The 10,754-nt window shown below is 69.5% G+C and carries 12 protein-coding genes (1 of these 12 running past the window's edge); 8 read left to right on the forward strand and 4 right to left on the reverse strand.

The window, feature by feature from the left end:
• From FrCorBMG51_RS22520 to mscL, 8 genes are all read left to right on the forward strand, one after another.
• On the forward strand, positions 1-473 hold the 3' portion of the coding sequence (locus tag FrCorBMG51_RS22520; RefSeq protein ID WP_047225012.1) for a RibD family protein. Its footprint begins 226 nt before the window's first position; only the last 473 of its 699 coding nucleotides appear in the window; the start codon falls outside the window, past its left edge; its stop codon occupies positions 471-473.
• 335 nt (positions 474-808) lie between these two features.
• Positions 809-1,978, forward strand: coding sequence for a branched-chain amino acid ABC transporter substrate-binding protein (locus tag FrCorBMG51_RS22525; protein WP_047225013.1), 1,170 nt, complete (start codon positions 809-811; stop codon positions 1,976-1,978).
• A 128-nt stretch (positions 1,979-2,106) separates the two neighbouring features.
• Complete coding sequence (locus FrCorBMG51_RS22530; RefSeq protein ID WP_047225014.1) at positions 2,107-3,036, forward strand: branched-chain amino acid ABC transporter permease; 930 nt, start codon at positions 2,107-2,109, stop codon at positions 3,034-3,036.
• A gap of 341 nt (positions 3,037-3,377) precedes the next feature.
• Positions 3,378-3,782: a hypothetical protein gene (locus tag FrCorBMG51_RS32125; protein WP_235433823.1), complete on the forward strand. Its 405-nt coding sequence runs from the start codon at positions 3,378-3,380 to the stop codon at positions 3,780-3,782.
• 65 nt (positions 3,783-3,847) lie between these two features.
• On the forward strand, positions 3,848-4,798 hold the full coding sequence (locus FrCorBMG51_RS22535; RefSeq protein ID WP_235433827.1) for a branched-chain amino acid ABC transporter permease: 951 nt from the start codon (positions 3,848-3,850) through the stop codon (positions 4,796-4,798).
• A 160-nt stretch (positions 4,799-4,958) separates the two neighbouring features.
• Positions 4,959-5,963 carry an ABC transporter ATP-binding protein gene (locus FrCorBMG51_RS22540; RefSeq protein ID WP_235433824.1) on the forward strand — a complete coding sequence of 335 codons (1,005 nt, stop codon included), beginning with the start codon at positions 4,959-4,961 and terminating at the stop codon, positions 5,961-5,963.
• Entirely contained in the window at positions 5,963-6,679 is a 717-nt protein-coding gene (locus FrCorBMG51_RS22545) for an ABC transporter ATP-binding protein (protein ID WP_047225015.1), read from the forward strand. Before FrCorBMG51_RS22540 ends, FrCorBMG51_RS22545 begins: the two co-directional genes overlap by 1 nt.
• 167 nt (positions 6,680-6,846) lie before the next feature.
• Complete coding sequence (gene mscL / locus FrCorBMG51_RS22550; protein WP_200902563.1) at positions 6,847-7,335, forward strand: large-conductance mechanosensitive channel protein MscL; 489 nt, start codon at positions 6,847-6,849, stop codon at positions 7,333-7,335.
• A gap of 213 nt (positions 7,336-7,548) precedes the next feature.
• On the opposite strand, the gene FrCorBMG51_RS22555 is transcribed toward mscL, so the two are convergent.
• The 4 genes from FrCorBMG51_RS22555 to FrCorBMG51_RS30025 form a co-directional block, all read right to left on the reverse strand.
• Positions 7,549-8,883: an AAA family ATPase gene (locus FrCorBMG51_RS22555; protein WP_086055629.1), complete on the reverse strand. Its 1,335-nt coding sequence runs from the start codon at positions 8,881-8,883 to the stop codon at positions 7,549-7,551.
• A 229-nt stretch (positions 8,884-9,112) separates the two neighbouring features.
• A complete protein-coding gene (locus tag FrCorBMG51_RS30015) occupies positions 9,113-9,799 on the reverse strand; it encodes an ATP-binding protein (protein ID WP_200902560.1) in 687 nt (228 codons plus the stop codon).
• On the reverse strand, positions 9,709-10,209 hold the full coding sequence (locus tag FrCorBMG51_RS30020; protein WP_200902561.1) for an ATP-binding protein: 501 nt from the start codon (positions 10,207-10,209) through the stop codon (positions 9,709-9,711). Before FrCorBMG51_RS30020 ends, FrCorBMG51_RS30015 begins: the two co-directional genes overlap by 91 nt.
• Positions 10,210-10,321: 112 nt before the next feature.
• Complete coding sequence (locus tag FrCorBMG51_RS30025) at positions 10,322-10,594, reverse strand: ATP-binding protein (RefSeq protein WP_200902562.1); 273 nt, start codon at positions 10,592-10,594, stop codon at positions 10,322-10,324.
• Between the last annotated feature and the right edge of the window lie 160 nt (positions 10,595-10,754).

The raw sequence follows: 10,754 nt of genomic DNA on the forward strand, positions 1-10,754 counted from the left end.
CCCGCCGCGAGAAGCGGGTGGCCCGTGGCCTGCCGGAGAGCCCGGTCAAGGTCACCCTCACCGGCCGTGGCGACCTCGACCGCGACGCCCGCTTCTTCACCACCGGGCAGGTCGAGAAGATCGTCTATGCCGCGAGCCCCGCGGCGGACAGGACCCGCGAGCAGCTCGCCGGCGTGGCATCCGTCGTGGACGCCGGCGACCCGCTCGACCTGAACACCGTCCTGGCGGACCTTGCCGCGCGCGGCATACGCCGGCTGATGGTCGAGGGCGGCGGCGCGATCCACACCCGGTTCCTCACCGCCGGGCTCGTCGACGAGATCCACCTGGTGATAGCGCCGTTCTTCGTCGGGGACCCCGCCGCACCCCGTTTCGTCGGCAACGGCGCCTTCCCCCACCACGCCAGCCACCAGATGGAGCTGGCCGAGGCCCGCCAGCTCGGCGACGTCGTCCTCCTGCGCTACCTGCTCAACTGACGTCCCACCTGGTGGGGGTGTCCTCTGGTGGGATGGCCGGTGGCCGCGCGGGACCCGTTTCGGACTGTCCTGACCCAAGGTTGGTACAGCTATGCGGATAGTAGGTGCAAGCAGGATGACCGGTACCTTGGACGGCACGCAGGGTGCGCTTCCGACGCGTCCAGGAAGGGACTACGGTGCCGACATCCGGTGGGGATACGCGGATGCCGGTGGGGATGCGCGGATGAGTGCTGCTGGAGCCAGTAACACTCCGTGATTGCGACCGTGTACGCCGTCCACGCACCGGCTCCGGAACACGCAGCGGGACAGGTAGCGGGACAGGTAGGAGGAGATGCATGGCCAGGCGAAAACTCCTGGGAGCGGTTGCTCTAGCCGGCGTGGTGGCCTTGACCGCCGCGGCGTGCGGTAGCGATGACGGATCGTCATCGGATGGGAAGAAGACGATTACCATCGGCTTCCAGGGAGTCCTTTCTGGTGACAACCAGCAACTTGGCATCAACGCCCTGTATGGGGTGGAGACCGCCGTCGCCGAGGCGAACGCCGACGCGAACCTGCCCTTCAAGCTGAAGCTGGTGCAGTCCGACGACGCGGGGTCACCGGACCAGGGCCCGACCGCCGCGCAGAAGCTCATCGACAACTCGGATGTCCTGGCGGTCGTCGGGCCGATGTTCTCCGGGGCCACCAAGGCCAGCGAACCGCTCTACTCGCAGGCCGGTCTGCTCTCGGTGAGCCCGTCGGCGACGAACCCGGCGCTGACCACGCTGGGCTTCAGGACCTTCTACCGGGTCATCGCCCCGGACACCGTCCAGGGCACGGCGGACGCCGACTACATCGCCACCGTGTTGAAGGCGAAGAAGGTGTTCTCCCTCGACGACAAGAGCGACTACGGCACCGGCCTGTCCGCCGCGCTGGAGAAGGAGCTGAAGGCCAAGGGGGTGACCGTGGTCCACGACGGCATCAACCCGACGAAGAACTACACTTCCGAGGCAACGAAGATTATTTCGGAGAAGCCGGACGTCCTGTTCTACTCGGGCTACTACGCCGAGCTCGCGCTGCTGTCCAAGGCCCTGCACGACAAGGGCTTCAGGGGCATCACGGTGAGTGGTGACGGTTCGCTGGACGCCAAGTACGTCGAGCAGGCCGGTGCCGCGGCGGCCGAGGGCACCTATCTGACCTGCCCGTGCAGCGACGCCAACAGTGACCCGAACGCGGCGGCCTTCGTCGAGTCGTACAAGAAGATCAACGGTGGTGCCAGGCCCGGCACGTACTCCGGTGAGGCGTACGACGCGACCAACGCCCTTATCGAGGTGTTCAAGAACCTCGGGGACAACCTGAGCCGGGAGTCTGTGGCGGAGGCCTTCGGAAAGGTCGACTACCAGGGTGTCACCAAGCTCGTCAAGTTCCAGCCGAACGGTGAGGTCGAAGGCGCGAACGACTTCATCTACCGGGTCAAAAACGGACAGATCGTCGTTCTCGGCAACACCGTGGATCTGATCAAGTCCTGACGGGCCGTCCGAACGGTCCTGACGGATAGTGAGGCGGTGGCCGGTGCGCTCCGAGGGCGCGGCGGCCACCGCTCACGCCATGACGAGGACACGAGCATGACGAGGACACGATCACGACGAGGAGACGCATGGGTTTTGCCGACCAGTTCTGGCAGTTGACCGTCGACGGTCTCATGGTCGGCTCGCTGTACGCGGTCATCGCCCTGGGTTACACGCTCGTCTACGGCGTGCTCCAATTGATCAATTTTGCCCACAGCGAGGTGTTCATGCTGGGGGCCTTCGGCGGGCTGTTCGCCGCCAGGGGCCTGCTGCCGGGCGGTGCCACGCCGTCCGGGCTGACCTCGGTGGGGCTGGTCGCCGCCGGGCTCGCGGTGGGTGCCGCCTGCGGCGCCGCGGCGGCGTTCACCCTCGAACGGGTCGCCTACCGGCCGTTGCGCAGACGGTCCGCGCCCAGGCTCGCCTACCTCATCAGCGCGATCGGCGCGTCCCTGTTCGCGGTGAACCTCGCCGGCAAGGAGTTCGGCCGGCAGAACGTGCCGGTCCCCGACCTGTTCGCCAACGGCACGCTTTTCCACTTCTTCGGCGCCCAGGTGTCCACCCAGACCGTCGTCGTCTTCGGCGCCGCGGTGGTGATGCTCGTCCTGCTGGACCGGCTGGTGGCGAGGACCCGTCTCGGGCAGGGCATCAGGGCGGTCGCGCAGGACGCGGACACCGCCGTCCTGATGGGCGTGAACGTCGAGAGAGTGATCATCCTGACTTTCGTCATCGGTGGCCTGCTCGCCGGTGCCGGCGGATTCCTCTATGCCATGACCTTCAACGCCTCGTACAACATGGGTTTCGTGCCCGGGGTGAAGGCGTTCACCGCCGCAGTGCTCGGCGGCATCGGGAACGTCCGCGGCGCCATGCTCGGCGGCATCCTGCTCGGGCTGGTGGAAAGCTACGGCGGGTACGTCTTCCAGGCGTCCTACAAGGACGTGATCGCCTTCCTGGTGCTGGTCGGGATCCTCATGGTGCGTCCGTCGGGTCTGCTCGGCGTGCGGTTGGGCAGGGCCGCGTGACCGCCCGCCCGCCGTCCCCGGCATCACCCGAACCCTCCGCGTCGGCCTCGTCCGCATCTTCTTCCTCCACCCCTTCTTCCTCCTCGTCCACTCCTTCTTCGCCGTCGCAGCCACCGGCACAGTCGGAGCCGTCGGAGTCGGCGCATCCGCCGATACAGCCGGAGCCGTCGGCTGCGCCGCGTCCGCCGACGCGGTCGAACGCGCCGGAACCGCCGGCCCAGCCAGTACCGCCGACGTCATCGCGCCCGCCGGAGCGGTCGGAGCAGCTGGAACCGCCGACACAGCCCGGGCCGTCGTCGCGGCCGGCACCGCGGCGGCAGCCGGAAGCCGCCTCCCGACCGGTGTCCCGTCCAGGCCTGATACCCAACCCGGCGGGCCCGGGTTCCTCCTCCGAGCCCGTTCCCACCGCGCCGGCGCGGGCCTTTCGGGGAGCCGCCGCCGTGCTCACCCCGGCGCGGCTGCGGCAGCTCGGCGTGTGCCTCGCCCTCGGTGTCCTCGCCGCGGTGGTGACCGGGCCCGGCGGCGACTCCGTCCACCCGTTCCGCGCGCTGCGGCGCTCGGTGATCGATCCGCGTATCGGGATCTTCATCGGCCTGGCGGTGGGGCTGTGGGCGCTGCTGATCGCCGCGGCGCGGCTACGCCCGCTGCTCGCCGAGGTGACAGCGGCGGCGCGAGCCCGCAGGCGGCGCGAGCCCGCCGGCCCGTCGCGGCCACGCTCGGGTCGCCGCATGCCACCATCGGCCTGAACGCGGTTCTGCTCGCCGCCGCGATCGCGGCACCGCTGCTCGTCTCGACGGCGGCGCAACAGTCGATGGTCAACGACATCGGTATCTACGCGTTGCTCGCGCTCGGGCTGAACGTCGTGGTCGGTTACGCGGGCCTGCTCGACCTCGGCTACATCGCGTTCTTCGCGATCGGCGCCTACGTGACCGCCTATTTCAGCTCGTCGTCGGCCATGCCGTGGCACGCGCCGTTCATCCTCAACCCGTTCTTCGTCTTCCCCATCGCGCTTCTGCTCGCCGCGCTCGCCGGCGTGATCCTCGGTGCGCCGACGCTGCGGCTGCGCGGTGACTACCTGGCGATCGTGACGCTGGGCTTCGGGGAGATCATCCAGTTGCTCGCGAACAACTCGGACGAGATCACGAACGGCTCGCGCGGGGTCTTCGGGGTGCCGCACCTGTCGGTCGACCTGCCAGGGATCCACTACCAGTGGGGGATCGACCCGCTCCCGTACTACTACCTGCTACTCGGGATCGTGGCCATCGTCATGATCGCATTCGGGCGGCTGGAACGGTCCCGGATCGGCCGGGCCTGGGCGGCGATCCGGGAGGACGAGATCGCCGCGGAGGCCACCGGCGTGCCGACCCTGCGGATGAAACTGCTCGCCTTCGCCATCGGGGCGTCGGTCTCCGGGTTCGCCGGCGTCCTGCTCGCCACCAAGCAGTTCTTCAACCCGCAGAGCTTCAGCCTGCAGTCGTCGTTCCTCGTGGTGGCGGTGGTCATCTTCGGCGGGATGGGCTCGCGGCTGGGCGCGGTGATGGGAGCCGTCGTTCTGCAGGGGCTGGCCTTCTACCTGCGTGACAAGGTTCCGCCGACGGACCGGTACATCTACTTCGGCGCGGTCATCATCGTAATGATGATTTTCCGCCCGCAGGGCCTGGTGCCGTCCCGCCGCAGACGTCGGGAGATCGAGCTCGCCGGCACCGCTGCCGGCGCCTCGGACCAGCTCGGCGCGGCCCCGATCGGAAGGACCATCACATGACCGCGCACGTCGACAACCCCGCGCCCCCGGGGAACCTCGTGTGTGTCGGCCGCTGTGCCGGCCGCGCCCTGTCCCCTCGTGCCGGGTCTCTTCGCGAGAACGCTGTGCGCCCCCGCGGGATCGTGCGTCATGGAGTCGTGCGTCCTGGAGGGGCCGCCGGATGACCACCGTCGCCGCGACCGGGCCGGCCGACGCCGGCACACCGGGCGAGCCACCGTCCGATCTGGTGCTCGAGGCCCGTGACCTGACGCTGCGTTTCGGTGGGGTCACCAGCCTCGACGGGGTCTCGCTGCGGCAGCGCCGGGGCGAGATCCTGGCCGTGATCGGGCCAAACGGGGCCGGGAAGACCTCCCTGTTCAACTGCTTCACCGGCGCGTACCGGCCACAGCATGGCTCGGTGACGTTCTGGCGGACGTCCCGCCGGCCGGCGCGGATCGTCGGACGCAGCCCGCACGCCATCACCCACCTCGGAATCGCCCGGACCTTCCAGAACATCAGGCTCTTCCCCGCCCTGTCAGCGCTGGAGAACGTGCAGATCGGCACCGAGGTCCGGCAGCGGTACGGATCGCTCAGCGCGATCCTCGGGCTGCCCGGCGCGCGGCGGCAGGAGCGGGCCGGGGTCAGCCGGGCGTTCGAGCTCCTCGACCTGGTCGGCCTGTCCCGGCGCGCGCACGACCTGGCCTCGTCGCTGTCCCACGGCGAGCAGCGTCGGCTGGAGATCGCCCGGGCGCTGGGCACCGACCCGCGGCTTCTGCTCCTGGACGAGCCCGCCGCCGGGACGAATCCCGCCGAGAAGCGCGCTCTCGAGGCGCTGATTCGGCGGATCGCCGGGGACGGGGTCTCGGTTCTGCTGATCGAGCACGACATGCGGCTGGTGATGTCCGTCGCGGCCACGGTGGTGGTGCTGAACTTCGGCCGTGTCATCGCCCACGGCACCCCGGCCCAGGTCCAGCGCGACCCGGCGGTGGTCGAGGCCTACCTCGGTGTCGAGGCCGGCAGCGTGACGACCGGCACCGCCGCGGCGACCGGCGGCAGCGCGGCGTCGTCCGGCGACGCGCGGGCCGCGAAGAGCCGGACAAGGAAAGCGGGCGGCGGCACGCGGGCCACGGACCCGCCCGGTGGGTCCGGGGACACGTCCGGTGGCTCCGGCGGGGAGGCGCGCTGATGTTGCTGGAACTCGCCGACATCGAGGTCAGCTACGGCGCCGTACCGGCGTTGCGCGGCGTCCGGCTGGAGGTCGCCGAAGGCGAGATCGTGACGCTGCTCGGGGCGAACGGCGCCGGCAAGACGACCACCCTGCGATCGATCTCCGGGCTGCTCCGCCCCCGCCGCGGGGAGATCTACCTGGACGGCCGGCCGCTGTCGTCCATACCGGCACACACCCTCGTCGGGCTGGGGGTCGGCCACGTTCCCGAGGGACGGCGGGTGTTCGCTGGCATGACCGTCCGGGAGAACCTGCTGATGGGCGCCTACCACGACCGGCGGCATGCGCGGGAGGACGCCGAACGGGTCTTCACCCTGTTCCCGCGGCTGGCCGAGCGGGCGTCCCAGCTGGGCGGCACCCTCTCCGGCGGGGAGCAGCAGATGCTGGCCATCGGCCGGGCGCTGATGAGCCGACCTCGGCTGATCCTGCTCGACGAACCCTCGATGGGGCTCGCCCCCCGGATCATCCAGACCATCTTCGACGTGATCGTCGAGATCAACAGAGCCGGTGTGGCCGTGCTGCTGGTGGAACAGAACGCGGTGCAGGCCCTGCGGATCGCGCACCGTGGCTACGTGCTGGAAAACGGCCAGGTCGCCCTCACCGGCAGCGGCACCGACCTGCTCGCCGACGACCGCGTCCGCCAGGCATACCTCGGCGAGGACATCCCCATCGGATGACAGGCGCCGTATCGGTCCACTCCGCACAAGAGCCCGCGGCACATCAGAGGGAGGCCATTTTTTCCCTGTAGGGCAGAGTTGTAACCTCCGTGGTACTGGGCACCTCCGGGCCAACCCGGACGCCCCGCACAACTCGACCGGCCTCCTGGGGGATCTGTGTGAGCGCGTTGCGCGAAGCTGTTGACAAGGGCCATGCGCCGACCCGACTGATCGCCCCCGGGCTGAAGGGCTTCAAGGAGTTCCTGACCCGCGGCAACATCGTCGACCTCGCGGTCGCGGTCGTCATCGGTACCGCCTTCACCGCGGTGGTCACCTCACTGGTGAAAAACCTGATCACCCCGCTGATCGCGGCCATCGGCGGGCAGCCGGACTTCTCCGCACTGACCTTCACCGTCAACGGCAGTCGGTTCAACTACGGCTCGTTCGTCAACGACGTGGTCTCATTCGTGATCGTCGCGGCCGTGATCTACTTTCTCATCGTCCTCCCGCTTGCCAAGGCGAGCGCGTTCCGCAAGCGGAACGGATCGGCCGCGGAGCCGGAGCCCACGCCGGTCAGCGACGACATCCGGCTGCTGACGGAGATCCGCGACCTGCTCGCCAGCTCCGCGGCGGCCACCGCCACGGCGCCCGCGCCCCGCTCTCCCGGCCAGAGCTGACGACACATCCGGAGCTGGCATATCCAGAACCGACGACGGCCAGCGGCAACACCGCCCGCCACGCCCGGCTGGGCCGACCCGAAGGCCCGGCCGGCGCGAGCCGAGAGCGCCTGTCGTCGTGACGGGTTCCGCAAAACGGTAGCGTTCGAGCCCTGTGAACGGTAGCCTTCGGGGCCTGTAAACGATCAACCCTGCTGGGGTCGAGGTCGGGGCTCAGGTATCGATCAGGTAGCAGAGGATTCCCGCGGGTATCGCCCAGGGTCCGTTCTCGTCACGGGTGTCCAGGACGTTGCGGGTGACCATCAGCCCGCCGTATCCGGCTGCGCTGATGGTGGCGGTCGCACCTCGCCAGGCGCCGCCCTCGACATACTTGCTCTCCACCGCGGTACCCGCAAGCTGTTCGGCGACGAAGTCGATCTCTCTGCGGGACGAGGCACGCAGATGGAACAGGAACAGATCCTCGGCCCATCCCGTCCCGTGAGCGTAGGCACAGCGTTGCAGGGCCAGGCCGGTCTGCATCTCGGTGAGCACGGTGATGTCGATGTCGGACCGGGCGGGGTTGCGCAGGTGGGCCAGGCGGGCGACCAGGGGGTCGATCGCGTACAGCTTGTCCTGGGCGCGTTCCCTGGCCGTCCAGGCGCGTTCCGCCTTCTGCGGGCAGTGCCAGAGCAGGTAGGCGTCACCGAGATAACGGATGTGACGGGCCACCACGTCGTGTTTGAGATCCAGGTCGGCGCCGATCCGGCTCATGTTGGCGGGGGCCGCCATCGACTGCATGAGCCGTTCCATCAGGGCGGCGGTGCTGGTCTGGCTGCGCTGGGACGCGGCGAACGCGTCCCGGAACACGACGTTGAAGACGTCGTCGACGAACCAGGCGGGTACCGGTGTACCGGCGCGGGCCGCCGCCACGGCGATCGGGAACCCGCCGTACATCAGATAGGTCTCCCAGGCGATCACGAGATCGTCCAGCCAGGGCAGCAGTTCGGCGTACGCCGTACGGGCCGTGTCGCCGCGCAGGCGCGCGAGATCGACAGCGGGGACGCCCGGTAGGTGTGGTCGCAGCAGCCGCGCGAAGGTGCGGAATCCCAGTGGGAGCAGGGTGCGGTCGCCGTGGTCGATCCGGCCGCGCCGGCCGGCGAGCACGCCCGAGGCGGTGGTCAGCCCGGCCGCGCTCGACCCGGTCAGCACTACGGTGGCCAGCGCGAACTCGGGGTCGTTGTCCCGCAGCCACTTGATCTGTGCCGCCCAGTCGCCAGTCGTCCCGGTGATCTCGTCGAACAGCCACCACCGTGTCGTGCCGGGCGGTACCGGTGGCAGTGCGGTGTTCTGGACGACCGTCCGCAGATCCTCCGCGGACCATGCGTCCGCCGCGATCCGCACGATCGTCTGTGGTGGTGTCCCGCGGCCGACCAGATCGACGATGGTCTGTTTCACGGCCACTGTCTTGCCTACTCGACGAGGTCCCCGCAGCAGGTAGAGACCTCCGTTGACCAGCCCGTCCAGGCATGGTGACCGGTATCCCAGGCCGCTGTCGCGTACCGCGCGCAGGTCCGGATCCGTCGCGGCTCAGTCGGCGCTGCGCCACCACGGATTCGTGCGGGCCAGCTCTTGGGCAACCTGGCCGATCTTTGTGCCGATGCGGCCAGTCTACATTCCTCCGTGTGGCACCATGAAGAATGCACCATTCCTCAGTGTGTCACACGGAGGAATGCGCTTCGAGGCTCTCTCGGGGCAGGGGACTGGGGCCGGGGGATGCAAGCGGCGCTCGACCGGGGGCTCAGGAGCCGGTGTAGAGGCGGGCGAGGTCGACCAGTTCGACGTCCGACGACGTGGCTGCGTCCGCGGCGAGAGCGGGAGTGAAGCCGGACCGGGAGAACAGCAGCAGCTTCACGTCCCCGGGCGCGCCGGGCAGAACCGAGCGCATGTGCCGTAGCCGGGCCAGCCCGTCGGCGTCGACCGGGGTGGCCCGCCACTTCGCCTCACCGATGGCCAGCACACGGTTCGGCTCGTTCGGCCTGGTCTCGATGACAACCGAGTCGATCGCATGGTCGTGGGCCGGGCAGGTGGTGTCGGGGCATCGGATGGTCGCAGGCTGGACGCGGCTCGCCCGTCCGCCGAGGGTTTCCGCGGACGCGTAGGCCAGCGACCAGGTGCGGGCGACGTCCTCGAAGTGCGGTCCGTAGATGCGGGCGGAGACGGTGTCGGCGAGTTCGGCCCAGACCTCGACGCCGCGGCGTAGCGACAGTCGGGTCTCCCGGGGGCGGATCACCAGTTGGTGCAGGCGCAGCACCGGCTCGGCGAGAGTGAAGCTCGTCCGGCGGGAGTGGAAGGCGTCCTCATGGGGAGTGATCAGATGCGCATCGGTGAGCACGGTCAGGGCGTGGTGGATGCCGCCGGTGCCCCGGCCGAGATCACTGGCGATCTCCCCACGTCGGGTGCGACCGCGGGCGATGGCGGCGAGCACGGCGTAGTACGGCGCCGGGCTGGTGATGGCGGTCTCCTCGGCGAGAGAAGTACCCGGCCTTCACGGAACATCGCGCTGGCGGGACTGAGCAGGCGGCGCACCACCCAGGGGTCGACGTCGTCGGCGCTGTCGGGGGCGTCCCGGGCGCAGAAGTCCAGGTAGGCCGGGGTGCCGCCGACCAGGGCGTGGACGCGCAGGGCGACGTCCGGCTGCTCGGTCAGACCCCATAGGCCGGCGGCGTCCCGGAAGTCGGACGGATGGAGCATCAGCTCGGTGTTGGCTCGGCCGCGCAGCGGGGCGGAGGCGGAGAGCAGCCCCCGCATGTGGGTCAGCGCGCTTCCGCACAGGATCAGCCGGGTGCGGGAGTGCCGGCGAGCCCGGCCGCGAGGGCTGAGCGCGTTCTGGATCAACGATGGGATGGCGCTGTTCTGAGCGGCCAGGTAGGGAAACTCGTCGAGGACGACCGGCAGGGGAGCGTCCCGGTCCTCGCCCAGCCGGAGCAGCGCGTCGATCGCCTGCCTCCTATCCGGTGAAGGTCACCGGATAGGGGGACCGGGCGAAGTGGGTGAAGGCGGCGCCCAGATCGGCGAGATTCTGAGCGTCGGACTGCTCGACACCGGTAGCCATGAAGCCGTCAGCAGCCTCGCAGAGCAGTTCAAGGAGAAGTGTCTTGCCCTGACGGCGGCGTCCGTAGACGAGGGCGAGGGTCGCGCCCGGTGCCGGGTCACCAGCGAACGCGGTGAGGCCGGACCATTCGGCGTCGCGGTCGAACAGTTCGGACGGCTTGGCAAGCATGATCCCCCTCTGGGTGTCGCGGGATGCGGGCTGTCGACGGCGTCCGGTGTCGTGAGAGAAGCCGTGATCACGCGTTGGGCTGCTAAGGATTGCGGAGTTATCACAAGTCGGCAATCCTTGGTGCCGTTGGCGATCCCGGTCCCCTCTGTGTCAGTCTCGG

Origin of the sequence: Protofrankia coriariae (genome assembly GCF_001017755.1) — a bacterium.
Classification (GTDB): Bacteria; Actinomycetota; Actinomycetes; order Frankiales; family Frankiaceae; genus Protofrankia; species Protofrankia coriariae.

Excerpts from the sequence above, each read along its gene's own strand:
- FrCorBMG51_RS22545 (WP_047225015.1), top strand. The coding sequence starts at position 5,963 with ATGTTGCTGGAACTCGCCGACATCGAGGTCAGCTACGGCGCCGTACCG.
- FrCorBMG51_RS22525 (WP_047225013.1), top strand. The coding sequence starts at position 809 with ATGGCCAGGCGAAAACTCCTGGGAGCGGTTGCTCTAGCCGGCGTGGTG.
- FrCorBMG51_RS22530 (WP_047225014.1), top strand. The coding sequence starts at position 2,107 with ATGGGTTTTGCCGACCAGTTCTGGCAGTTGACCGTCGACGGTCTCATG.
- FrCorBMG51_RS22535 (WP_235433827.1), top strand. The coding sequence starts at position 3,848 with ATGGTCAACGACATCGGTATCTACGCGTTGCTCGCGCTCGGGCTGAAC.
- FrCorBMG51_RS22540 (WP_235433824.1), top strand. The coding sequence starts at position 4,959 with ATGACCACCGTCGCCGCGACCGGGCCGGCCGACGCCGGCACACCGGGC.
- FrCorBMG51_RS30025 (WP_200902562.1), bottom strand. The coding sequence starts at position 10,594 with ATGCTTGCCAAGCCGTCCGAACTGTTCGACCGCGACGCCGAATGGTCC.